Below are 25,569 nucleotides of genomic sequence, written 5' to 3'. Positions count from 1 at the left end.
ATAACTATATTATCACCTTTAAAGATTAATGTAGTGAATTACTTCCCTACAAATGAACTAAGGAGATTATATATGGAAGAACGTTATTATCATCTCCAAAATAGCAGAATAAAAAAGAAACGAAGAAGAAAGTTTTTCATCTTCCTTATTTTCTTATTCTTATTTGGCAGTGTAGGACTTTATGTATTAAATTCTTACTCTTCTCTCATGGGGATGTATAGTGGTTTTACTCGTGAAAAATCGGATTTAAGAACCGAAGATGTAGAAATTACAAAAGAACCTTTTACAGTTCTCATTATGGGTATAGAAGATTATGCGACAGACGGTCAAAACGGTCGTACAGATTCATTAATGTTTGCAACAGTCAATCCGAAAACGAAGAAGATTTCGCTTATGAGTATCCCTCGTGATAGTCGTGTTCCAATTGTCGGAAAGAATAAAGAGGACAAAATTAACGCTGCGCACGCTTATGGCGGAGAAGAAATGGCAATCAAAACTGTCGAAGGTTTTCTAAAAGTGCCTGTAGACCATTATCTTAAAATTGATTTCCAAGGCTTTAAAGGTATTGTTGATGCTGTTGGCGGAGTTACTGTTGATGTCCCCTTCGATTTTTGGGAGCGTTCTGACGTAGATTACTACAAAAAAATCGAATTTAAGCAAGGGCAACAAGAATTAAATGGTGAAGAAGCACTCGCTTACGTTCGTATGCGAAAGCAAGATCCAAATGGTGATTATGGTCGGGCTGCTAGACAAAGACAATTGCTGGCTGCTGTTGCTCAGAAACTAAATTCCACCTCTACCGTATTTAAAATTAAAGATCTAACATCAGTCGTTGGAAAATTTATAAAAACTGACATTCCTATTTCAGACGGCCTTGCTCTTTACAATAAACTTTCTGGGTTTGATCCTTCTACAATGCAAACGTTCAAACTTGAAGGAGAAGACAAAAAAATAGGTGGTATTTATTACTTCCTTCCAGATCCAATCAGTGTAGAGGCAGTACGTAACGAAATTAAAAAAGAATTAGGAGAAACAGCAAACACTCAAGAAAATCCAACAACAAAAACGGAATCAAATTCTAACTCTAGCGAAAAAGCAAAGAAAGAAACGAACCAAAATCAAAATAAAACACCAACTGAGCCTCCTCCTTCCACAAATGCTCATGCAGAGTGGATTATGAGAAATCAGCAATAACAAAAGAGCCAAATCGCATATGATTTGGCTCTTTTTTATTTACTTATTAAAGTGTTGTAAAATTGCTTCTACAATGCGCTCTGATGCACGACCATCACCGTATGGGTTAGATGCTTTCGACATCTTATCATGAGCTTCTTTATCTGATAACAATTCATCCGCAAGACTAAAGATTGTCTCTTCGTCTGTTCCTGCTAATTTCAATGTACCTGCTTCAATACCTTCTGGGCGCTCTGTTGTATCACGAAGAACAAGAACTGGTACACCAAGTGATGGCGCTTCCTCTTGTACCCCACCAGAGTCAGTTAACATTAAGTATGAACGAGCTGCAACATTGTGGAAATCAATTACATCTAGCGGCTCAATTAAATGAATGCGGCCATGATCGCCTAAAATATCATTTGCAGTTTCACGAACAACAGGGTTCATATGAACAGGATACACAACTTGTACGTCTTCATGCTTATCAACAAGACGTTTAATTGCACGGAACATGTTACGCATTGGCTCTCCTAAGTTTTCACGACGGTGAGCTGTCATAAGTACAAGACGATCATTTCCAAGTTTCTCTAATACAGGATGGCTGTATGTTTCTTTTACAGTCGTTTTGAGTGCGTCAATCGCTGTATTTCCAGTGATGAAAATACGTGACTCATCTTTATTTTCTTTCTGTAAGTTCGTCGCTGATTTCGCTGTAGGTGAGAAGTGAAGGTCTGCCATTACGCCTGTTAATTGGCGGTTCATCTCTTCTGGGTATGGAGAATATTTATCCCATGTACGAAGTCCTGCTTCAACATGCCCTACTGGAATTTGATTATAGAAAGCAGCTAAACTTGCAATAAATGTTGTCGTTGTATCACCATGTACAAGTACAATATCCGGCTTTGCTTCTTTCATTACTTTATCCAAACCTTCTAAACCACGTGTTGTAATATCAATTAAAGTTTGGCGATCCTTCATAATATTCAAATCGAAATCTGGCGTAATTCCAAAGATACTTAATACTTGGTCTAACATTTGACGATGTTGCGCTGTTACAGTCACAATCGATTCAATTTTCTCTGGATGTTTTTGCAACTCTAACACAAGAGGTGCCATTTTAATTGCTTCTGGACGTGTCCCGAAAATTGTCATTACTTTTAAACGTTCAGTCATTTCATTGCCTCTTTTCTTTCACTAGTTACAAATTCTATTATGACATATAAGAATATACATGAATACATGCCTTTTTAACGACTAATGGAAAAATCCCTCTTACAAACACTTTCTCTTCCAACAGAATAATAATCTATTCCTTGTTTCTCAACATCCTTATTAGTATAACAATTTCTTCCATCGAATAAAATAGGTTCTCTCATAAGTTGTGCGTACTTTTCTAACGGATAAGCCCTGATTGTTTCCCACTCTGTCATGATAAAAGCCGCACTCGCTCCTCTAATCGATTCATCTATACATTCACTATATTGTATAGTCTCCCCAAAGATATTTTTCATATTGTGAATCGCCTTCGGATCATATAGAACTACATCCGCCCCTATATTCAATAATTCTTGTATCATAATAAGGGACGGTGCGTCTCTTATATCATCCGTATTCGGTTTAAATGCCGCCCCTAGCACGGCAATCCGTTTCTTATTCATATTTATTACTTTCTTCGCTTTCTCAATCAATAACAACTGTTGTTTATTATTTACTTCAATGACGGCTTTTAACAAGCGAAAATCATGTGCCACATTCCCTGCAATTTGCACAAGGGCTTTCGTATCTTTCGGAAAACACGATCCTCCATAACCAATGCCAGCATTCAAAAAAGACGCACCAATTCTCTTATCCATTCCCATCCCTTGTGCAACGTCTAATACATTAGCTCCTACTTTCTCACATATATTTGAAATTTCATTGATAAAACTAATTTTTGTCGCCAAAAAAGCATTCGATGCATATTTAATCATCTCGGCACTTTTTATATCTGTAACATACGTTTTCAAATGTAATTCACTATATAAATCCTCAACTTTTCGCGCTGCTTCCTCGTTATCTGCTCCAATTACAATACGATCTCCTTGAAAAAAATCGTAAATCCCTGAACCTTCCCGTAAAAATTCTGGATTCGATACGATATGTAATTCATATCTATTTTGTAATCTCTCCTCAATCCACTCCCTCATAACATCATTTGTTCCTACAGGGACCGTACTTTTTGTCACGACAATAATGTCATTCGTCGTATATGTTCCGATATCATCACAAGCATTTCGAATATATGTTAAATCCGCCGTCCCATCTAATAAAGATGGTGTCCCAACTGCAATAAATATAAATTCTGCATCGTTAAATGCTTTTACTCTACTCGTTGTAAAAGTTAAACGATTATTCTCACATGCATCCTGTATTAGTTCATATAAACCAGCTTCATAAATAGGCAGATCTCCTTGTTTTATCCGTTCAATTTTCCCATCATTTATATCAAAACATGTGACTGAATGGCCTAGCATTGCCAAGCCTACTCCTGTAATCAATCCAACGTATCCGGTACCTATTATCGTAATTTTCATTTCCTTTTCGCACAGGAATATGCAATAGAAAATATACGAATATATAGAATTCCCCCTGTGCTTCCCCCTCTCACATTAAAAATGAGAAAACTCTTTTACTTCTTTATTATATGAATTCCTTTTTCCATTCTTTTTTAAGTTTTTGTAAAATTAAACAACCTTCATTAATGATTTGTTAAACCAATTTAGATTTTACAGGAATGAATACTCCCATCTAATTTCTTTCCTCCAACTAAATTTTAAGGGCTTGAACATTACTACCCGTACATGCGAGATAAATTCCCACATTTTAACACGGAACTTACTCATTTCTACGTGTAACACTTATACTATTGAAATAAAAGTATTCATCATCAAAGAAAAAGAAAAAATGTCATATTCTAAATTCCGATACGATTAAACTTCTCAAACGATTCAACATTCTGTATACCATTGTCATATATTCTATCTACTCCCATTTACCATACAAAGAAAAAAAGATTGAATTCTAATCTTTTTGTGATACCATATGTTATGAGCCTGTAAATAAACATCATAATTTTCAGATAAATACATTAAAAAAATTACGTTAGACTATAAAAGGGTGGGGTATTCATGGACTCACAAGTGATTTATGCCATTTTGGCATCTTTCATCACTGTACTCGTCGTTACTCCTTTAGTTATTAAGTTAGCTTTTAAAATAGGAGCAACAGATAAGCCAAACGCTCGTAAAGTGCACCAAAAGATCATGCCTCGTCTTGGCGGGTTAGCGATATTTATTGGTGTAGCTGTAGGATTTGTTGTCGGCGGCTTATACGAACAAAGAATGTTATCGATAACGCTAGGTGCGATTATCATTGTAATCATCGGTATTTTAGATGATATGTACGAGTTATCTGCGAAGGTAAAATTCGGTGGACAACTACTAGTTGCCATTATGATTGTAAAAAGTGGATTATTAGTGCAAGTATTATACATCCCAATCCTCGGGGATACTGAACTTGGATGGCTTGCTTATCCGATTACAGTATTTTGGATTGTAGGTATTACAAATGCAATCAACTTAATTGATGGCTTAGATGGATTATCTGCTGGTATTTCATCTATCGTACTTGCAACGCTAGCATATATGGCCTTCACTAGCCCATGGGGCACTGGAGCTGCTATTATCTTACCACTAGCATTAATTACATTAGCAAGTACAATTGGATTTTTATTCTACAACTTCCATCCAGCAAAAATATTCATGGGAGATACAGGCGCACTATTTTTAGGATACTGTATTTCTGTTATATCGTTACTTGGATTATACAAAAGTGTAACGTTATTCAGTTTTATCGTTCCAGTTATCATTTTAGGCGTACCTGTATTTGATACGACATTTGCAATTATCCGCCGTATCGTAAATAAAAAACCTATTTCAGCACCAGATAAATCGCATTTACATCACCGTCTACTTGCAATGGGCTTCTCTCATCGTAAAACGGTACTAATTATATACGCATTCGGTATTTTCTTTAGTGTAAATGCAATCATTTTCTCTAGTGCAACATTATGGTTATCCATTATTCTTCTTTTCGTTTTAATCTTCTTTACAGAGATTATTGCTGAAGTAATCGGGCTTGTACATGAACGTTACAAACCAATTATTTCCTTTTATAAAAAAGTGAAAAAACGCGAAGACTAATTGTAGTATAGCCTTTACTATTATGAAATATTCAAATAGCATCCTCTTTCTTATAAGAGGATGCTATTTTTTATTCATCATTTTATATTTCCAAAATATAGATTGTTTGAGAGCTCCACTATTGGAGAAAGATATACATAATAAGAAAAGGATTATATTTTCTTTTTTACATCTTGATTGTCAAACTGAGGGTGAATGTTATGATCAAGCGAGTATTTCAATACATTATTTTATTTTTAACAATTACTATGTACGCGTCATCTCATGCAGGAGCGACTACTATTCCCCCTGCTGAACATCATCCAAATACCGAAACTACCCCTTCTACCCAAAAGATCGCGTACTTAACATTTGATGACGGACCAAACAAATATACTACGCAAATTTTAAACATCTTAAAAGAAAAGAACGGAAAAGCAACTTTCTTTGTTATTGGTGGAAAAGTGCCACATTATAAAAAGACAATGCAACGATTGATTAAAGACGGACATTATATCGGACTTCACAGTATGTCACACGATGTAAAACGCCTTTACACTGGTGATCCATCTGCTTTAATTACAGAGATGGAACAAACACAAAGCATCGTTCAGCAAGTTACAAAATTAAATTCACATCTCGTTCGTGTCCCGTATGGTAGCATGCCTTACTTAAAAAAGAATTACCGTGATGCACTTGTATCAGCCCAGTATAAAATGTGGGATTGGACAATCGATACATATGACTGGAAAAGCTATGACAATCCTTCTGCCATACTAGAAAGAGTACGTAATCAGAGCGATGAACAAGTCGAAGTGATTTTAATGCATGATTCGAGTGTAACTGTACAAATACTTCCAAAGGTAATTGATTATTTACAGTCACAAGGATATAAACTTCTTCCCTATAATCCATCTTCTCATCTCGAAGTAAACTTTTGGAAAGACACAAGATTGTAACAGCTTTAGCGCCTATATGCTAAAGCTGTTTTATTTTTCTCTTCCCACCCTTCCCATTTTTGTGTAAAATTTTAAATAGTGATGAAGTTTCGAGGTGAATAGAAATGAAACGAATAGATCTCATTTTTAACGCAATACAAAAAGGCAAGTATACAGAAGGTGTAACCGCATTAGAACTCGCTACCCTTCTGCAATTAGATCGCGCCAATGTAAGTAGCGACTTAAACAAACTTGTAAAAGATAAACGTTTATTAAAAACAAATACGCGTCCTGTTCGTTTTTATATAGAAACGAACGCTTCGTTGGAAACGCATTCAAAAGAAGTGACTTCATTAGATACATTTGCAGTTGAAAATACGAGCCTTAAAATCGCAATTGAAAAAGCGAAAGCTTCTATTCTCTATCCTCCAAACGGTATGCATACTTTACTGCTCGGAGAAACAGGCGTCGGAAAATCCATGTTTGCTTCTTTAATGCACGAATATGCAATTGAGGTTGAACAGCTTCCTAAAAATGCACCCTTTATCGTCTTTAACTGTGCTGATTACGCAAATAATCCACAGCTATTACTAGGACAATTATTTGGGATTAAAAAAGGAGCTTATACAGGGGCAAGTGATCAAAAAGGGTTAATTGAAAAAGCACATGAAGGGATCCTTTTCTTAGATGAAGTACATCGCCTTCCTCCAGAGGGACAAGAAATGCTTTTCACCTTTATTGACCGCGGAGTATACCGCCGCCTTGGAGAAACAGAAAATGAACGTAAAGCACAAGTATTAATCATTACTGCAACAACAGAAGAACCAAATTCATTTTTATTAAAAACATTTACAAGACGTATACCGATGACTGTCACGCTGCCACCACTTCGTGAGCGTACACATAAAGAACGTTTTGCTTTGCTGCAACTATTTTTCACAAATGAAGCAATTCGCTTGCGAAAAGAAATTCACGTTAGCCCGAATGCAATGCGTGCTTTCGTCTTTTACAATTGTCCCAATAATATCGGTCAATTAAAAACGGATGTACAAATTGCCTGTGCGAAAGCCTATTCTGACTTCGTGACAAAGAAACGTGATTCTGTCTATGTTTCAAGTACAGACTTACCTTGGTATATGAAAGAAGGGCTATTCATTGAAAGAAAAAGCCGTCATCTATACCAAATACCGAATGAAACATTTATATTTACAGGTGATGAAGGTTGGAGTAATCATAAAGCAGAAAATGAGAAGCAATCTTCTATTTACGATTATATTGATTATAAATATGAAGAACTTCAAGCTCGTGGTATTGAAGAGGAAGAATTAGAATTACTAATCGAAAATGATATTCAAAGCTTTTTCGTACAATATTTTAACCAAATGTCAAAAAAGACAAGTCATGAAAATGTTTTTAAAATTGTGGATCGTAATATCGTTTCCGTTTGTGAAAGAATTGCAGAACTTGCTGAAAAACATTTATCCAAGACGTTTGATGAAAAAGTATTTCTCGCTTTAAGTTTACATGTACAGACAACTCTACAACGTTTACAAGCTGGAAAACAAATTCATCACCCACAATTAAATCAAATTCGTACGAAATATAAAGAAGCTTTTTCCGTAGCAATGCAATGCATTCAACTACTGGAAGACGAATTACAAATAACAATGCCTATCGATGAAGCAGGCTTTTTAACAATGTTCTTCGTTGTTGATCCAATTCCTGCCTCACAAACAGAAGTAAAAGTATTAATATTAGCGCACGGCAACGGCATAGCAACAGAAATGGCAAACGTCGCAAACGAACTGCTCGGCATTGACGAAGTAACCGGTATCGATATGCCGTTACATGAATCACCAAAAGACTTCTTAGAGCGTGTGAAAGTGTATATGAAAACACTCCAAAATGTAAGCGGGCTTCTCTTACTTGTTGATATGGGATCTCTCGCTTATATTGGTGATATATTAGAAACTGAGTTCAAAATTCCGGTACGTGTTCTTTCCATGACGAGCACTCCACATGCACTAGAAGCTGCTCGAAAAGCTCAGCTTGGCTACTCGTTAGATGCATTATACGAAACAGTGAAGAACTTAACACCGTTTTACTTAAACGTACAAGAAGAAAAGAAAAAGCCACTATCACCAATGAAATCTGTTATTTTGACAGCTTGTTTAACTGGGGAAGGCAGTGCTTTAGCTATTCAAAAAATGTTGGAGAACTATTTGCGATTTGACAAAGACTTAATTGAAATCATTCCGATTAGTATCGTCCATGAAAAAGATTTAACGAAAATGATTGAGAACATAAAAAAAGAGCGGAATATCATTTGTATCGTCACGAATTTCGATGTGCAGGTGCCATGCTTAACGTATCATTTCCAAGACATTGTAAACTACACAGCGATTCAGCCAATTCAAGAATTAATTACGTATGAAGAAACATATGCAAAAATGGCTGATATTCTTGAACAACAAATGCAGCGTAACGACGGAGCCCTACTTATTAAAACAATTCGTTACGCATTAAATACAATTCAAGAATTAATTTCCTTACAGCTAACTCCTGACAGTTTAATGGGTGTTATTCTGCATATGAGCTGTATGGTTGACCGTCTTCAAAAAGGAGAAAGCCTTCTCCCTCATCCAGATAAAGAGAAACGAAGACAAGATGAATACTGGATGTATATGAAGGTGAAAAAGGCGTTGCAACCGATTGAAAATACGTTTGAAATACAAATACCTGATGACGAAGTGTTTTATGTTATGGACTTTTTCATTAAAAATCAACCTGCAAAAAATTAATCGAGGCAGTTCTTTAGTATATCGACTGTAACTTGGATTATATTAGCGATTTTCAATATATATCGATTTACCGGCAATAATCGCTAAAATTTGCACCTTATAGCAGAAAAGGCTGTTCCAAAATATGGACAGCCTTTTTTCTACTTCCTTACTTTCCTGATTCTTCCCCTGATTTCGCCCTTCTTATTAGACTTCGTATAAACATTTACATATACATTCGCCTGCACGATTTCTTGCAGTAAGCTGTCAAACGCTCTCCCCTGTAACGGCCCTTCAAAATCTCCCACATTAGCTACACCAGTAACGACTCCTTCATTTACACTAATCCCTTGCTTTAACGGACCAAATAAACTTAAAACAACTGGGCCAATTTGATCCGCTTTCCCTAAATGAATTTGGCATGATGTAACTTTTTCGATGTTTTTCAATATGACCCGATATTGCAATTTCTTTAAATCACCACTAAATATAAACTCTGCTACGCCAAAAGCTTCTGTATTTACAGGAGGTATTTCCCTCTTGCCTGTTAACCTCGCAAAGAAATGTGTTGTCATACGGGCATTCTCCTCATATAAATTTCCCAGCACTACTTCTACTACTTTATGGTTTATACATAATCATTTATGACTTTTTCAAGTGTGAATTACGAAGAAAAGATTCACACAATCTTTACATTAGAATCGTTCCTTTTGCGTTACTACCTCCTGTATAATGCATTTAGAAAACACATTCTCGGAGGTTGTTTTGGAAAAAAACAAATACACTTTTCACACATTATTAGAGATTTTTCTCGTCTCATTTAAATTAGGGCTGACTTCATTTGGTGGTCCTGTCGCCCATCTCGGCTATTTCCACCACGAATATGTACAAAAAAGAAAATGGATGGATGAACGAAGCTATGGAGATTTAGTAGCACTATGTCAATTCCTCCCTGGTCCTGCTAGCAGTCAAGTTGGTATGGGGATTGGATTATTAAGAGGCGGGGTATTAGGAGCTATTATTTCATGGATTGGATTCACTTTACCGTCTGTGCTTGTTTTAGTTTTCTTCGCCTCATTCCTTAATCAGTTCGATCTTGGAAGTGCTGGCTGGATTCATGGTCTAAAACTTGTAGCAGTCGCTATTGTTGCTCATGCCATATGGGGAATGGCACAAAAATTAACACCAGACCGAAATCGTGCGACGATTGCGATTATAACTGCCGCAATCGCCTTATTATGGCCAAGTAGTTGGACACAAGTTATCCTCATTATAACTTCTGGCTTTATCGGCTGGGTTTTATACCGCAACCAACCAATTAGCCAATCTCAACATATAAAAGTACCTATTTCAAAAAAGATAGCAGTTTCTTGTCTCATCTTATTCTTCGGACTATTACTGCTGCTACCAATATTAAGACCGTTCTCCTATTACATCGCTTTATTTGATAGTTTCTATCGCTCTGGTGCACTTGTATTTGGAGGCGGACATGTCGTGCTACCTCTTCTTGAAGGTGAGTTCGTACAAAATGGAATACTGACGAAAGAACAATTCCTAGCTGGATACGGATTAACACAAGCCGTACCAGGACCACTATTTACATTCGCCTCTTATATAGGAGCAGTGTTAAATGGGACGCTTGGGGTAATACTTGCAACAATTGCGATTTTTCTTCCTGCTTTCTTGCTCGTTATTGGTGTTCTACCATTTTGGAACAGTGTGAGAAAAATATCTTTCATACAAGGCGCACTACTTGGAGTCAATGCCGCTGTTGTCGGTATTTTAATTGCTGCCTTTTATGACCCTATTTGGACAAGCACAATTATGAACGCTGGAGATTTTGTTTTTGCGTCTCTTCTATTTTGCTTGCTCGCTTTTTGGAAAACACCACCTTGGGTTATCGTTATACTCGGAGCCTTTGGCGGATATATTCTATCCATTTTGTAAATAGAAAAAACGACGGCATGATATAGCCGTCGTTTTTCTATTAAAACTTCACAAGTTCTATTCCTTCAGGTAACTTGCTCTCTGTTAAAATGCGCAATTCTTTCACACGATCCATTACGTAAGAAGAACGTTTCACAAGCTCTGGATCAATATAAGCTGGATGAACCATAATTTCTACCGTTTGTTCATCTTGTACTCTTTCTTTTAACTTCACAAAGTAATCTTCCGTCACACCATCCGCATAAAAGTCACTGTAAAATACGTCAGAAAATGGGCGTACTGCTCGCTCTTTCTCACAACGACGAATCGGAACATTATATGTAGCCGCTAATCTCTCAAGAACATCGTGCAAGATTGGCAACCCATGCACATGATGATGACTATCTAAATGAGTTAGTGTTAATCCGTAAGATAAGAATTTCTCAATTTGAGCAGTCCATTCTCGCTCGACTTCTTCTGGGTTTACCTTCCCTTCCCATACGACGCTTTGTTTATGAAACAACCCATCGCTACTTACAAGTGATGGTACGTCTCCAAGAAGTGGTTTTCCTGCTGTTAATACGAGATGTACGCCTACTCCGAGTAGGTTATGCTCTTTCGCTAAACGTACCGCATGCTCTGTTCCTGGCATATTCATCATCATCGTCGTTGAATTTACAAGTCCATTTATATGTCCATCAATAATGCCGTAATTTGTACCTTCTGTAAGACCGAAATCATCTGCGTTTACAATTAACTTAATCATCGTAATACCTCCTAATAAAGTGAGATAGAATAAAAAAAGCGGGCTAAATAGCGCCGCTTTTATTTCTCTACCTTTTTGAAGAACTGTGGAAGATATTCCTTATGTGCTTCCAACATTTCATCTAAAATTTGTTTTGCCACTTTATCTGATGGTACAAGTGGATTAATTGTCATAGCAAGCAGCGCTTTATGATAATCCCCTGTAACAGCAGCTTCAATTGTTGTGCGCTCAAATGATTTAATTTGTTGTACTAAACCGCGAACTGGTACTGGAAGATCTCCAACTGCAATTGGTTTTGGACCTTCTTTCGTAATAATACAGTTCACTTCAACAGCCGAATCATGTGGCAAGCTTGCAATTGTTCCATTGTTTCGTGTATTAACAGGCTGGATATCACCTTTATTATTATAAATAGACGTAATTAAGCTACATGCTGCGTCACTATAATAAGCGCCGCCACGTTTTTCTAATTGTGGTGGTTTAATATCTAAGTTCGGGTCTTTATATAACTCGAATAAATCATTTTCTAATTGTTTTACTACTTCTGCACGTGTACCTTTTTCAACTGAAGCTTCTTTCTCTTCTTCTAACATTTCACGTGTTTTGTAGTAATAACGGTGGTATGGGCATGGAATTGCGCGAAGGCCGCGAATAAAGTCTGGCTCCCAGTTAAGCGCTGCAATATTTTCCATCGTAATTTGCTTTTCTGGATCTGTTACAAGCTCCAACACACGATCCATTACACTTACGCCATCTAAATATACGTCTAATCCGTATACCATGTGATTTAAACCTGCGAAATCAACGTGAACACGACTTGCATCTACTTCAAGTAATTTTGCAAGACCCATGCGAATTCCGATTGGAACATTACATAGACCAACTACTCTTTGAATATTTGTATAACGAAGGACAGCTTCTGTTACCATACCTGCTGGATTCGCGAAGTTAATTAACCATGCATTCGGACAAAGCTCCTCCATATCCTTACAAATATCTAAAATAACAGGAATCGTTCTCAATGCTTTGAATAAACCACCAGGACCATTCGTTTCCTGACCGATCACATCATATTTTAATGGGATTGCTTCATCTTTTGCACGAGCTTCTAATAAACCTACACGAAGCTGCGTCGTTACGAAATCAGCATCTTTTAATGCTTCGCGGCGATCAAGCGTTAAATGTACTTCGATTGGTAAACCAGATTTTTTTACCATACGTTTCGCTAAGTTGCCAACGATTTCTAACTTTTCTTTTCCTGCCTCAATATCTACTAACCAAATTTCACGAACAGGAAGCTCATCATAACGTTTAATAAATCCTTCAATTAACTCTGGTGTATAACTAGATCCACCGCCGATTGTAGCAATTTTAATTCCAGTCATGCTTTATTCCCCTTCCGCTTCTAATTTTTTATAAAGGTCAATAAATTCTGCTGCTAATTCTTTTACTGTAATCGCATTCATTAAATGATCTTGTGCATGAATTAAAAGGACACTAATCTCTGTTTTTTCTCCTCTTGCTTCTGATTGTATGAGCTCTGTTTGGAAATGATGCGCTTCATTAATCGCTTCTTTCGCCTTTACCATCGCTTCATCAGCCTCTGCCATTTTCCCCTGTTTGGCAAATTGAAGTGCCTCCATCGCAAAGCTTCGTGCATTACCACTATTTAAAATTAATTGGAATGGAATTTGTTCTGCTGTAGTCATCATAATTACCGCCCTCTCTATTATGGTTCAACCGATTGAAATACCCCTTCAGTTTGAACATTTCTATTACATTATTATTTTATGAATGATAGTTTGGTGTTCTTGTAGATGGGTTTCATCTTTTTGAACATGATATAAAGGTAATTGTTCTCACAGATCATGTTGTCTGTGAGAACAATTACTATGTTACATAGGTACAGAGTTGTTATTTCCTTGTGCTGCTGCTTTTTCAGTACGAACAACAGAACGGTCGCATAATACAACGAATGGATAGTAGATTACCATCGCAATTACAAAGTTGAATAACTGTAGAATTGCACCTGAAAGATGTCCACCTGTTACAAGATAACCACTAATAATTGGTGGTGTTGCCCATGGAATCATCGCAACTGTTTTTGGTACCCATCCCATAGATATAGCTGTATAAGAAGTAATTACTAATACAATTGGTGTTATGATAAACGGCAAGAATAAAACTGGATTTAAAATAATTGGTGTACCAAAGATTACTGGTTCGTTAATGTTGAATGCACCAGGTCCAATTGATAGACGAGATACACCGCGTAATTGTGCACTTTTTGCTACAATTAACACAACGACTAAGAACGCTAATGTTGCACCAGAACCACCAAGATATACGAAAGTATCAAAGAATGGTTTTGTAACAATGTTTGGAACATCAAATGCAGATGTGCCACCTTGGAATAACTTCATGTTTTTCTCTAATGCCGGTAAGTATAATGGCTCAATAATACCACCAACGATATTTGGGCCATGTAAACCGAAGAACCAAAGAAGATGAACAAGGAGTACAATGACAATTGCACTTGGTAATGTCCCTGCTAAACTTTGCAGTGGTGATTGAATCGTATTAAAGATAAATTCATGAACACTTGTACCAGCTAATTTCACTGCTAATTGAATACCTGCAACTACTGTTAAGATAACAAACGCTGGAACTATAGCTGCGAAAGATCTTAAAACTGCTGGCGGTACTCCATCAGGCATTTTAAAAGTAATATTTCTTTGTACAAAGAAACGGAATACCTCAGTAACAAGGAGTGCCACAATGATTGCTACGAATAACCCTTGTGCACCTGTCCAAGCTAAGTTCAATCCGCCTTCTTTCGGTGTTGTTGGCGTAAGAATAATTAACGCACCAAATGAAATAATACCTGCTGACAAACCATCAACGCCGTAAGATTTTGCTAAGTTATAACTTGTTGTAAATGCTATGATTAGTGCTAGAATCGCAAAAGAACCAGTCCACATTCCACCGCCAACTTGTTTCCACGTTTCACCAAACAAACCTTTCATGAAATCTTGGAAAGCTTCAGATGGAAAACCATTAATTAGTGATGCCAGTGCACCAACTAAAATAAGTGGCATAACTGCAATAAATCCATCACGGATCGCAGCTAAGTGACGTTGCGATCCGATTTTACCAGCGACAGGAACAATATATTTCTCCATAAATGCAATAAATTTTTGCATTTCGCTTCCCCCCTAATTATTTTTTAAGTGTTAATGCGTGATCTAAAACTGCTTCTCCATTCATCATGCCGTAGTGCATTGGATTAATAACGTCGATTCCAACGTTTTTCTCATCGGCAAGCGTTTTCATTGAAGACAGCATGTAACGAACTTGTGGTCCTAGTAATAATACATCTGCTTGATCGATATTGTTTTTTACTGCATCCCCAGATACAGCCCAAATCTTTCCTTCTAGACCGCGAGCTTTTGCAGCCGCTTCCATTTTTGTAACTAGTAAACTTGTAGACATCCCTGCTGAGCAACATAATAAAATATTCATTTGAAAATCCCCCTTGTGTAGTATAAAAAAATTATGTTTTATTTATTTTTCTTTACGCTATTTATTAATGCAAGTAGCGTGCCAACTTTTTAAAACCACTAAAATCAGTGCTTTTTCGAGCATTTTCTTTGTGTGTTAACGCTTTCAATTAGTGTGTCACTCAAAAAACACACAGTGTGTTATAAAACAACACGCTTTTAACACATAACTGTATGAAAATAGATTAGTGTTTAGTTGTCTAGTTGTATTTAAAACAAAAAAAACACTAAAAAAATTTTTGAGTGAAAAATAATTTATTATTTTTACCCTCTATTTCATGAAATAAAAAAACCTTGCATACGCAAGGTTCATTCAGTCGCTGACATTTTCTTATATAACTCTACAAACTCACTCGCTAATTCCTTCACCGTAATTGCATTCATTAAATGATCTTGCGCGTGCACCATCAGAAGCGTAACTTCGGTCTTTTCCCCACCAGCTTCTTTCTGGATGAGCTCCGTTTGTACACGGTGCGCCTCTTTTAATTCCTCCAACGCTTCTTGCAATTTAGCTTCCGCTTCTGTAAATTCTCCACGCTTTGCGCAATCAATTGCTTCCATTGAACAACTTCTCGCATTTCCCCCATGTAAGATTAAGTGAAAGGCCTTCGTTTCTACCGTATCCATTTTAGTTCTTTATGCCCCCTTTTCTTCCGCTAATTTTTGTTTATCCCATATTTTTAAGAATGGTAAATAAATAAAGAATGCCAGTGCAAAGTTCACAAGTTGTAAAACAACACCTGAAATTTTTCCGCCCGACCCTAAATATCCGCTAAATAGAATAGGTGTAGTCCATGTTACAGCAGCTCCACTTGGACGGGCTACCCATCCCCATTCCATTGCAAAATAAGAAACAACCGTTAATACAACTGGAACTACTATAAATGGAATTAGTAACAGTGGGTTCATGACAATTGGCATACCAAAGGTCACCATCTCGTTAATATTAAAAATACCAGGTGCAATCGACAAACGTCCTAAACTTTTTAATTGCTGACTTCGCGCAAACAATAACATTCCGACAACTAAAGCAAGTGTGGCGCCAGATCCACCCATATAAATCCATAGGTCAAAAAACTGTGCTGTAATTGTATTCGGTACATCTTGCCCGGCCTGAAAAGCTATTCGGTTTTGATCCATTAACGATAACCAAATTGGGCTCATGACACCGCCTACAATTGTAGCCCCATGAATTCCGCATGCCCAAAGGACATGAACGAGAATAACCGCTATAACAGCTCCCCAAAGACTAGCACCCAGTACACTCAGTGGTTCTTGCAACAACTTCCCTACAACATTATGAATACTACCAAAAGTAGTGTGTTCAAAGATTAATCTAATAATCCAAACAACTGTCACAACAATAAATCCAGGAATAAGTGCTGCAAATGAACGTGTTACTGCTGGTGGAACTGTCTCAGGCATCTTTATAATCATCTTTTTCTGCACAAGAAATCGGTATATTTCAGTAGATATAATTGCAATAATCATCGCTACAAATAAACCTTGGCTTCCCATTAATGCCGCTGGAATTACTCCATCTACCAGTATACTTTCTTTCGTACCCGGAACGATATATGCAGCTTGAAATGGAGTTGCAAGTAAAAATGTCACAAGTGACAATGCCCCAGATGCTAAAGCATCCACTTTATAATATTCTCCAAGTCTGTAAGCGATTCCAAAAACGGCTATTAAAGCCATTATATTAAAAGTTGCACTAACTGGATACCCTAATGCTACGTTCCAATTTTTCCCGAACAAACTTGCCATGAATTCATTATACCCGGGGATTGGTAATGTACTAATAATAAGAAAAATTGATCCTATAATTAAGAAAGGCATCGTCAATACAAGTCCATCACGAATTGCTAGTAAGTGCCTCTGTTCTGCAACCTTCCCTGCTACTGGCATCACATATTTCTCTAAAAACCGTATCATCTATCCCACTCTCCTCATGGTCTCATTGACAAAGCTGCTTGCAAGATAGCTTCTCCATTACAAAGCCCGTAATGGACAGATTGAATGACATCAACAGGTACTCCCTTCTCCTTACATAACTCTTTCATTTTCGGTAATAAATAACGTACTTGCGGTCCAAGTAAAAGTACATCAGCTTCATCTATGTGACTAGTTACTTCAGAACCTGATACTGCCCAAATCTTTACCTCTATCCCTCTTGCCTCTGCTGCTTTCTCCATTTTCGTAACAATTAAACTGGAAGACATTCCCGCTGCACAGCAAAGTAAAATATTCATCCCTTTTCCCCTCCCCCTTTTTCCAAACCTAAGTTATGGTGCATCCTTTGCCACCACTAGGTTACAAATATATATGTCTAGATTTCCTGCTGTATGCCGAGCTTAAAAACAAAAATTTCTCGGTTTTCACGCTATTCCATCTATCATTATTCTCCTAGTAAAGAGGACGCTAACTCGCTATAATAATTCAGTATGATTTTTTTTATTGATAGGAGGATATATTTATGAAGGCATATCGCTTTCCACTTATTTTATTATCTTCTATCCTAATTGGTGGTTTCATTGGTTATTTCATGGGTACCGATGCAGTTGCTTTAAAGCCGCTTGGTGACATTTTCTTAAACTTAATGTTTACGATTGTTGTACCGTTAGTGTTCTTTAGCATTGCATCATCTATTGCTAATATGGATGGATTAAAACGTTTCGGTAAAATTATGTCTAGTATGGCTGGGACTTTCTTATTTACAAGTATTTTAGCTGCTATTTTTATGATTATTGTCGTGAAAGTATTCCCGCCAGCACAAGGTGTTGTATTAGAACTAACACAACCTGACAAAGCTGAGAAAGCAGTTAGTGTTGCAGATCAAATTGTCGGTATTCTAACAGTATCTGACTTCTCGAAGTTACTATCTCGTGAAAATATGTTAGCTCTTATTTTCTTCTCTATTTTAATGGGGGTTGCAACTTCAGCAGTTGGTGAAAAAGGAAAGCCATTCGCTACATTCTTACAAGCTGGTGCAGAAATTTCAATGAAAGTTGTATCTTTCATTATGTACTACGCTCCAATCGGACTTGCTGCTTATTTCGCAGCATTAGTTGGTGAATTTGGACCACAACTTCTTGGAACTTACTTCCGAGCAGCAATGGTATACTATCCAGCGTCTCTCATTTACTTCTTTGTATTCTTCACGTTCTATGCATACCTTGCAGGTCGCAAACAAGGTGTACAAGTATTTTGGAAGAACATGGTCTCTCCTACAGTTACATCACTTGCAACTTGTAGTAGTGCTGCGAGTATTCCAGCGAACTTGGAAGCAACGAAGAAAATGGGTATCTCGTCTGACGTTCGTGAAACAGTTGTCCTTCTTGGATCTACACTTCATAAAGACGGCTCTGTTTTAGGCGGCGTATTAAAGATCGCTTTCTTATTCGGTATTTTCAACATGGAATTCGAAGGACCGAAAACATTAGCAATCGCACTTGTTGTTTCTCTATTAGTAGGAACAGTAATGGGCGCTATTCCAGGCGGCGGTATGATTGGTGAAATGTTAATCGTTTCTTTATATGGCTTCCCGCCAGAAGCATTGCCAATTATCGCAGCAATCAGTACAATCATTGATCCTCCTGCAACGATGTTAAACGTAACAGCAGATAACGCTTGTGCCGTAATGACAGCTCGCCTTGTAGAAGGTAAGAACTGGATCAAAAACAAATTTGCTTAATAAATAGAAAGAGGATGCTCGTTTTGAGCATCCTCTTTTTGTCGTTATTTGTTAATAAGTCGATATATCGAAAAAATCGTTGATATATTTGAAGTTATGAACGATATATCCGAAAAATCGTCGATATAATCTATTCCGCCACAAATTTGTTAAAACCTTCACAAATATTCCACACTCATTATCCATTCTCCGTACTATAATCATGTATGGAAAAGGAGATGTACCTAATGACCCAAAGCGCACCAGAATTTAAAGTTTTGCAAAGCATTGCATTCCTCGCTGTCGTTTTGCAAAGTTCCTTATTATATACAATGAATCAAGGAAATGTTTTACTTGAGCAATCCCTCATTATGGGCATGCTATTTAACCTTGCAAAATTTTCAGCACCTGCATTCATATTTATCGTCGGCTTTCACTTAATTCGGCAATATACGAAGCAACTCGCCTACACAGAATATATTTATGAAAAAGCCGCACATTTACTCATTCCTTATTTCTTCTGGTCTATTCTTTATTTATTAACAACAAACGATATGATTACACTACAAAGCGGAATAAAAAGTTTATTACTCGGAACAGCAGCACCCCATCTTTGGTACGTAATTATGATGTTCCAGATTCACTTATTGTTCCCTTTACTATGCACGCTATTTTATTGGTTTCAAAAACGAACAGAAAATAAAAAAGACATATATAAATATATGACCGTCTTTGCTTCTCTATATTTCCTCTTAATGTGGTATTCTTCTCACTACATTTTTAATGGAGAGAAATTGACTAGCTCAACCATTTTACATTATACAGACCGTTCCTTCTTCTTCTACTCATTCTATTTCGTCATGGGAGGAATCGCTGCTGTTGCACTAAAAGCGTGGCGTACATTTGTCATAAAACATATCCCGCTTATTACAATATTATTTTTCATCTTATTTTTATTCATCAATTATGAGTTATTTAGTTTTTACGGAGCAAACTCTATTCATTTAACCGTTTCGACTTATTTAAAACCGTCTATGTTTTTATATATCGTATGCGAAATTATTATACTGTACGTGTTGTCTATTACAATTGTACAGCGACGCGGTTTCTTATATAAAGCTTTACGCTTTATCGGGAATTACACATATGGTGCTTATTTAGCTCACCTTTTCTTCTTGCAACTATGTACAAAATTTCTTTCTTTATTTACACTGCAAGAAAACACCATATTATATAGCCTATTATTATTTACAATTACGGCCACAATCTCGATTTCAGCAATGGTCATTTGCAGCACACTACCATTTCATACGTGGATTACAGGACCTTCTCCTAGGGCAAATATGAAATGGGTTAAGATTGTCCTTCGGAAAAATGACGAAAAAGTATTCAAACCATATCTTTGATATAATAGAATTCCATACAAGAAAAGAAAGTAGGACATACCTATGATTAATCAAATTGGACAAATTATGTTATATGTAAATAACCAAGACGAAACAGTGCAATTTTGGACAGAAAAAGTAGGGTTCCAAATCATCGCTGAAGAAAATAACGGAAAAGGATTTCGCTGGATTGAAATCGCTCCAACGAAAGAAGCAGGCACAAGCATCGTCCTTCACGATAAAGCGTTAATTGCAAAGATGCAACCTGAATTAAACTTACATACCCCTTCACTTATGTTCTTCTCTAATAACTTAGATCAACTGTATAAAGATCTTTCTGAGAAAAACGTTACAGTTGGACAAATTGTAGATTTACCTACAGGTAGAGCATTCAACTTTGCTGATAACGAAAATAATTATTTTGCGGTAATGGAACGTAAATAAAAAGAAGCTATCCGAAAAAATCGGATAGCTTCTTTCATTTTAAGAGACTTGTTCTGTATTCGTTTCTCTATGTTGTATATGACTCGTGATCCAAGCAATTCCGCCGGCAACAACGAGATAGCATAATAATATTAAAATTTGCATTTGTAATTGCGACCAATCTCCTAAAGAAATCACATCTTGTAGCCCTCTAAGAGAATGGGACATTGGGAGAAATTGTCCAATCTTGCTAAGGACAGCTATATTTAATTCTCCTGGGAAAGTACCTCCGCTCGTCGCTAATTGCAAGACGAGAAGCGTTACCGCTAAGAACTTTCCAACGAGACCAAATACCGTTACTAACATGAGAATAAATGTCATGAACGTAAAGGAAATAACAATACTTGATAAAACAAAAAGTGGCACACTAGCAACTTCTAATTTCATAACTCCTAGCACAACCACATCTACTAGTAATGCTTGAATAAGTCCAATTACATATACCAATCCTAGTTTATTAATAAAATGTACCGTTCCGCTTACCTTCATATTTTGTCTACGGCCAAGTGGTAAAATATTCGATGCCATAATTCCGCCAACATAAAATGCAAGTGATAAGAAATATGGTGCAATACCTGAACCGTAATTCGGTACATCAGAAACTGTCGACTTCACTAATTGAACCGGTTCTGAGAACATTGTATTGCGTGCATCATCATTGCGAACATCCGCTATCTTCTCTGCACCCTCTCCCAATTTCGTAGAAAGTTCTTTCGCGCCATCATCAAGTTTAACAAGTCCGTTCGTTAACTGATCAGCACCATGATTTAGCTCTGTTCCGCCACTCGCAAGGTGATTTACTCCTTCTTGTAATGATGTAAATCCACTTCCCCACTTCGTAAATCCATTAGCTAAATTCGCAGCACCATCTGCAATCTTTTTCGTTCCAGTAGTAGCTTCATTTAACCTAACTCCGAATGTATTCATGCCCTCTTCAACCTTATGCTGACCATCTGCAATCTTCTTCGCACCTTGTGTCAATTGTTGTTGGCTATTATTTAAAGTGCTTGTTGCTTTAGCTAATCCATTAGAAGTAGCAATGATCTTTTGAAAAGCAGGATCTTGCTGCACTTCTGGATGACTTTTCACATACTCTTCTAGTTGTTGTTTTACACTATTCGCTGCATTGTCCGCCTTCACTTGCCCTTCAGCAAGTTTCTCACTTCCGTTCATCCATTCATTTGTACCAGCACTTAATTCACTAACTCCTGATTGTAAAGTTTTTTCACCTTGCGCTAGTAATTCCATACCACTATGAAGTGATGTCGCTCCTTGACTTAGCTCATTTGCTCCCCCTGTTAAGGCAGATTGGCTGGATGCAAGCTTGTCACTTCCCTCTTTCAATTTCGATGTCCCGTCACTTAAACGATGAATGCCATCTGCAAGCTGATTTGCTCCATTTTTTGCATCTGTCGTTCCTTCATGTAACTTCTTAGCGCCATCACTTGCATCACCCAGCCCTTGTGCCAAATCTTGAAACTTTGAAAAGACGCCTTCTGTATAAGATTTCGTAATACTATTTGAGATTTTTGTTTTCATATTTTCAACAGCTGTCGTTCCAATTTGAGCTGCTACAAAGTTTTTACCCGGATTTACTTTGTACTGCAGCTGCGCTGGCTCTGGTTTCTCATCCATTAGTGTACTTACCTTTTGAGAGAAATCCTCTGGAATCGTAACAACCATATAATACTTATCTTCTTTTAGTCCTTCATCAGCATGTTTTTCTGATACGAAATGAAAAGCTAGTTCCTTATTCTCTTTTAAATTTTTTACAAAATCGTCTCCTGCATGAATTGTTTTTTCATCCATCGCAGCACCCTTATCTAAATTTACAATCGCAACAGGCAATTTATCTAATTTTCCATATGGATCCCAGTATCCAGCTAAAAAGAATCCTGAATAAATTAAAGGAACGATTAATAAAAAAATTAAAGCGATACGTCCATGTTTATGGTGCCACATCGCTTTCCAATCTTTAAATATAAGTTGAATTCCCTTCATGAAACATACTCCTTCTCCTAATTTTACACCATTACAATGGTTTAACAGATTTACTATACACGTCACTTTCCATACTGTATAATACATCTTTAATTATCAATTCATTCCTTTTGGTCTATAGAAAGGAGAGTCAAAATGGAACTTCTTCAACTAAAATACTTTCAAACAGTTGCACGATTAGAACATATGACAAAAGCGGCTGAAGAATTGCATATCGCACAACCTTCCCTCAGCAAAACAATCGCTAGATTAGAAAAGGACTTAGGTGTCCCGCTATTTGATCGCCAAGGTCGACAGATTACATTAAACTCTTTTGGGAAAGTATTTTTAAAACGAGTAGATCGCATTTTTCATGAATTAAGTGAAGGTGAACGAGAAATTAAAGATTTAGCTGAATTACAACAAAGCTCTATTACACTGGCAGTTTCTATTCCGAGAATATTACCAGAACTACTCGGTTCTTTTTTACTAGAACATCCTAACGTTCGATTCCAACAGTTTCTCGCATCTACTCCTTCTATGAAACGACAACTAGATAATATAGAAATTGACTTTTGCATTTCTTCTGTGCCAATTGAAGGCGAGGAAATTATGTGGGAACCACTTATTACAGAAGAAATTTTCTTAGTCGTCCCTTCAGGTCATCGTTTATCAGGACGCGACAGTATCCATCTGCATGAAGTAAAAGACGAATCGTTTATTAGTATGAACACTGGTTACGGATTTCGGCACTTAACAGATGAATTTTGCAAGGAAGCTGGCTTCACTCCACATATTGCTTTTGAAGTAGATGAACCAACCGTAATTAGCGATCTTATTAAGCAAGGTCTCGGCATCGCTTTCGTCCCAAGTTTAACTTTATTAAAAAACTCTACTTTGGCATTAAATAAGTTACGTATTATTGAACCAAATTGCGAGCGAACTATCGGTTTAAGTTGGTCGAAAAAACGCTACTTATCGAAAACTGCTCAGCAATTTCGTAAGTTTGTGATTGACTACTTCTCCAATATTAGGACGTAAAATTATATCGATAAATAACGATACAAATAGAAGGTGCCCCCTCAAAAGGATGGCACCTTCTATTTCTTGCTCTTCTCTAATTCCATTTCCGCTAAAAGTGGTAGTACATTATCAAAAATATGCGTATTGTTATTTTCGCCTGTTACGTATCCACCGTAATATCTACTAAATACATTGTCATTCCGAAATGTAACCATATGATCATATAATTCCTTTGCAAACTTTGTATCACCTGTTTGTAGTACGTACATAATCGTTAATCCGTAAGCAGCTGGTGATTCATAATTCACAGTTTGTTTTCCCGTTTCTAAATCGTAACGACCGTATAGCTTTCCATCCTCCTGAAATTTCTTCTTTATAAATTCCAAGTAAGCATCTGATGAAAGGCCACCTAGACTCCGGTGATAGGCAACGTATGATTGATCAATTAGATTCACTTCTTTATCGTACGTAAATGTGCCATCTTCTTTATACTCTTTCGGGAATGCCCAGCCATGCCTTGGATAATCGGCTAAAAATTGAACGACTTCCTGATATTGCTGAGCAGAAACTTTGCCGTACTTCTTCATATAGGAGAATGCGTGCGGATTTAAGTATGATGTAGTTGCAAAGTTATTTTGTTTCCCTGCATCTGCATCATAATAATCAACGTAATAATTATCTTTCTTATTATAACGAATTACAGCTTCACTTAATTGATCTGCCAAGTTTTTATAACGCTCTTCCTTATACATTTCATAAGCACGATATAATTGCTCTATAATACGCAGATCATCTATAAGTGCATTCGTAGCGGACTGTATTTCTCCCTTTTCAGAGATTTTCCATATAACGATTTGATCCTTATGTACAAAGTTATTTTGAATAACCTTAACTTGTTCATCGAATAACGCTTGATCGTCTTTATCGAGTGTATATTGTAACCATAGTCCTGCTGATTCCGATAAAGCTTCACGGCCCTTCGCTTCACCCGTGCCTGCCTTTGTATCCGCTAAACGATATGTAGCAAGCGTCCCATTTTCATTCACCATATGTCTTAAAATAAAATGTTCTGTACGGTTTCCTTGTATAGCTGACCAAAATACAATTCCACCTAAAGCGATTAAGAGAACAACCCCAACCCCTATATATAAACGTTTCCGCAATCCTTTCACCTCCCTATTAAGGCTAACCTTAATTTTACCAGAACATACACAAATTTAAAAAAGACAATCTATTAGATTGTCTCCCGTTCCTCTATCCCTCACAAGCCTCTTTAGAAGGTCTATATAGCGATTCCACAAGTCGATCATACTCCCGACGCGTAATCTCTTTATTATACAGCTTCAATAATAAATCTCTATGCTCTTTTGAAAATGCCATCTTTTTAATGACTTCAGGATACATAAAACATCCTCTCCATTTCACATAAACTTCTTCACCCCGGAAAATCAGAACTTATGTTCGCATAAAAGATTATAAAATATTCCTTACTAAAAAACAAACAAAATATTATTAAACATTAACTTCTTTCTATTTAGAATATTCAAACATCATATTACCATATCCACTTTTTAAATACATATATATTTTTGGTAGTTTTTTTGAATAAATCTTCCAATTCAATCAGAAAATAATGGCAAAAAAGAAGAGGAGTTT

23 protein-coding genes are annotated in these 25,569 nt (G+C 36.8%); 9 read left to right on the top strand and 14 right to left on the bottom strand.

What is annotated here, in order from left to right; translation table 11 throughout:
* Window positions 1–72 precede the first annotated feature (72 nt).
* Window positions 73–1,194 (top strand): LCP family protein, encoded by a 1,122-nt coding sequence (locus Q9B79_RS18705; protein WP_306186552.1) that lies wholly within the window; start codon window positions 73–75, stop codon window positions 1,192–1,194.
* Between the two features lie 39 nt (window positions 1,195–1,233).
* On the opposite strand, the gene wecB is transcribed toward Q9B79_RS18705, so the two are convergent.
* Window positions 1,234–2,349 (bottom strand): non-hydrolyzing UDP-N-acetylglucosamine 2-epimerase, encoded by a 1,116-nt coding sequence (gene wecB, locus Q9B79_RS18700; RefSeq protein ID WP_000140129.1) that lies wholly within the window; start codon window positions 2,347–2,349, stop codon window positions 1,234–1,236.
* A gap of 74 nt (window positions 2,350–2,423) precedes the next feature.
* Window positions 2,424–3,794, bottom strand: a complete 1,371-nt coding sequence (locus tag Q9B79_RS18695; protein WP_306186922.1) for a UDP-glucose dehydrogenase family protein — start codon at window positions 3,792–3,794, stop codon at window positions 2,424–2,426.
* Window positions 3,795–4,343: 549 nt separating this feature from the next.
* On the opposite strand from Q9B79_RS18695, the gene Q9B79_RS18690 reads away from it, so the two are divergent.
* The 3 genes from Q9B79_RS18690 (at window position 4,344) to Q9B79_RS18680 (ending at window position 9,135) form a co-directional block, all read left to right on the top strand.
* A complete protein-coding gene (locus tag Q9B79_RS18690) occupies window positions 4,344–5,417 on the top strand; it encodes a glycosyltransferase family 4 protein (protein ID WP_061529281.1) in 1,074 nt (357 codons plus the stop codon).
* Between the two features lie 200 nt (window positions 5,418–5,617).
* Window positions 5,618–6,355: a polysaccharide deacetylase family protein gene (locus tag Q9B79_RS18685; RefSeq protein ID WP_306186548.1), complete on the top strand. Its 738-nt coding sequence runs from the start codon at window positions 5,618–5,620 to the stop codon at window positions 6,353–6,355.
* Window positions 6,356–6,459: 104 nt separating this feature from the next.
* Window positions 6,460–9,135 carry a sigma-54-dependent transcriptional regulator gene (locus Q9B79_RS18680; protein WP_306186546.1) on the top strand — a complete coding sequence of 892 codons (2,676 nt, stop codon included), beginning with the start codon at window positions 6,460–6,462 and terminating at the stop codon, window positions 9,133–9,135.
* 140 nt (window positions 9,136–9,275) lie between these two features.
* On the opposite strand, the gene exsM is transcribed toward Q9B79_RS18680, so the two are convergent.
* A complete protein-coding gene (gene exsM, locus Q9B79_RS18675) occupies window positions 9,276–9,689 on the bottom strand; it encodes an exosporium regulatory protein ExsM (protein WP_306186544.1) in 414 nt (137 codons plus the stop codon).
* 190 nt (window positions 9,690–9,879) lie between these two features.
* Here exsM and Q9B79_RS18670 point away from each other — a divergent pair, with 190 nt between their 5' ends.
* The gene (locus Q9B79_RS18670; RefSeq protein ID WP_306186542.1) at window positions 9,880–11,061 is read left to right on the top strand and encodes a chromate transporter; all 1,182 of its coding nucleotides are present in this window, start codon (window positions 9,880–9,882) and stop codon (window positions 11,059–11,061) included.
* A 40-nt stretch (window positions 11,062–11,101) separates the two neighbouring features.
* On the opposite strand, the gene chbG is transcribed toward Q9B79_RS18670, so the two are convergent.
* From chbG to Q9B79_RS18630, 8 genes are all read right to left on the bottom strand, one after another.
* Window positions 11,102–11,806, bottom strand: a complete 705-nt coding sequence (gene chbG / locus Q9B79_RS18665; protein WP_306186540.1) for a chitin disaccharide deacetylase — start codon at window positions 11,804–11,806, stop codon at window positions 11,102–11,104.
* Between the two features lie 59 nt (window positions 11,807–11,865).
* Window positions 11,866–13,191, bottom strand: a complete 1,326-nt coding sequence (gene celF / locus Q9B79_RS18660; protein WP_000145750.1) for a 6-phospho-beta-glucosidase — start codon at window positions 13,189–13,191, stop codon at window positions 11,866–11,868.
* A gap of 3 nt (window positions 13,192–13,194) precedes the next feature.
* A complete protein-coding gene (locus Q9B79_RS18655; protein WP_306186537.1) occupies window positions 13,195–13,518 on the bottom strand; it encodes a PTS lactose/cellobiose transporter subunit IIA in 324 nt (107 codons plus the stop codon).
* Between the two features lie 183 nt (window positions 13,519–13,701).
* Window positions 13,702–15,009 carry a PTS cellobiose transporter subunit IIC gene (celB, locus tag Q9B79_RS18650; RefSeq protein WP_306186535.1) on the bottom strand — a complete coding sequence of 436 codons (1,308 nt, stop codon included), beginning with the start codon at window positions 15,007–15,009 and terminating at the stop codon, window positions 13,702–13,704.
* A gap of 16 nt (window positions 15,010–15,025) precedes the next feature.
* Window positions 15,026–15,328: a PTS sugar transporter subunit IIB gene (locus Q9B79_RS18645; RefSeq protein ID WP_001023563.1), complete on the bottom strand. Its 303-nt coding sequence runs from the start codon at window positions 15,326–15,328 to the stop codon at window positions 15,026–15,028.
* Window positions 15,329–15,675: 347 nt separating this feature from the next.
* The gene (locus Q9B79_RS18640; protein ID WP_306186531.1) at window positions 15,676–15,993 is read right to left on the bottom strand and encodes a PTS sugar transporter subunit IIA; all 318 of its coding nucleotides are present in this window, start codon (window positions 15,991–15,993) and stop codon (window positions 15,676–15,678) included.
* 9 nt (window positions 15,994–16,002) lie between these two features.
* Window positions 16,003–17,304 carry a PTS cellobiose transporter subunit IIC gene (gene celB / locus Q9B79_RS18635; protein ID WP_306186528.1) on the bottom strand — a complete coding sequence of 434 codons (1,302 nt, stop codon included), beginning with the start codon at window positions 17,302–17,304 and terminating at the stop codon, window positions 16,003–16,005.
* 14 nt (window positions 17,305–17,318) lie between these two features.
* On the bottom strand, window positions 17,319–17,621 hold the full coding sequence (locus Q9B79_RS18630; RefSeq protein ID WP_306186526.1) for a PTS sugar transporter subunit IIB: 303 nt from the start codon (window positions 17,619–17,621) through the stop codon (window positions 17,319–17,321).
* Between the two features lie 224 nt (window positions 17,622–17,845).
* Between Q9B79_RS18630 and Q9B79_RS18625 the strand changes: the two genes are divergently transcribed.
* The 3 genes from Q9B79_RS18625 (at window position 17,846) to Q9B79_RS18615 (ending at window position 20,871) form a co-directional block, all read left to right on the top strand.
* Window positions 17,846–19,063: a dicarboxylate/amino acid:cation symporter gene (locus tag Q9B79_RS18625; RefSeq protein ID WP_098431665.1), complete on the top strand. Its 1,218-nt coding sequence runs from the start codon at window positions 17,846–17,848 to the stop codon at window positions 19,061–19,063.
* 227 nt (window positions 19,064–19,290) lie between these two features.
* Entirely contained in the window at window positions 19,291–20,448 is a 1,158-nt protein-coding gene (locus Q9B79_RS18620) for an acyltransferase (RefSeq protein ID WP_306186523.1), read from the top strand.
* 42 nt (window positions 20,449–20,490) lie between these two features.
* Entirely contained in the window at window positions 20,491–20,871 is a 381-nt protein-coding gene (locus tag Q9B79_RS18615) for a VOC family protein (protein ID WP_306186522.1), read from the top strand.
* 39 nt (window positions 20,872–20,910) lie between these two features.
* Here the strand turns inward: Q9B79_RS18615 and Q9B79_RS18610 are convergent, their stop codons facing one another.
* Window positions 20,911–22,911, bottom strand: coding sequence for a YhgE/Pip domain-containing protein (locus tag Q9B79_RS18610; protein ID WP_306186521.1), 2,001 nt, complete (start codon window positions 22,909–22,911; stop codon window positions 20,911–20,913).
* A gap of 135 nt (window positions 22,912–23,046) precedes the next feature.
* Between Q9B79_RS18610 and Q9B79_RS18605 the strand changes: the two genes are divergently transcribed.
* Entirely contained in the window at window positions 23,047–23,931 is an 885-nt protein-coding gene (locus Q9B79_RS18605; RefSeq protein WP_306186520.1) for a LysR family transcriptional regulator, read from the top strand.
* Window positions 23,932–23,990: 59 nt separating this feature from the next.
* Here Q9B79_RS18605 and Q9B79_RS18600 read toward each other — a convergent pair whose 3' ends face one another.
* Window positions 23,991–25,076, bottom strand: coding sequence for a glycosyl hydrolase family 8 (locus tag Q9B79_RS18600; protein ID WP_306186518.1), 1,086 nt, complete (start codon window positions 25,074–25,076; stop codon window positions 23,991–23,993).
* 91 nt (window positions 25,077–25,167) lie between these two features.
* Window positions 25,168–25,317: a hypothetical protein gene (locus Q9B79_RS18595; protein ID WP_002174240.1), complete on the bottom strand. Its 150-nt coding sequence runs from the start codon at window positions 25,315–25,317 to the stop codon at window positions 25,168–25,170.
* Between the last annotated feature and the right edge of the window lie 252 nt (window positions 25,318–25,569).

The sequence above is a fragment of the Bacillus sp. MHSD_36 genome (assembly GCF_030757775.1).
Lineage (GTDB): Bacteria > Bacillota > Bacilli > Bacillales > Bacillaceae_G > Bacillus_A.
This window is presented reverse-complemented; position numbering and strand designations above follow the sequence as displayed.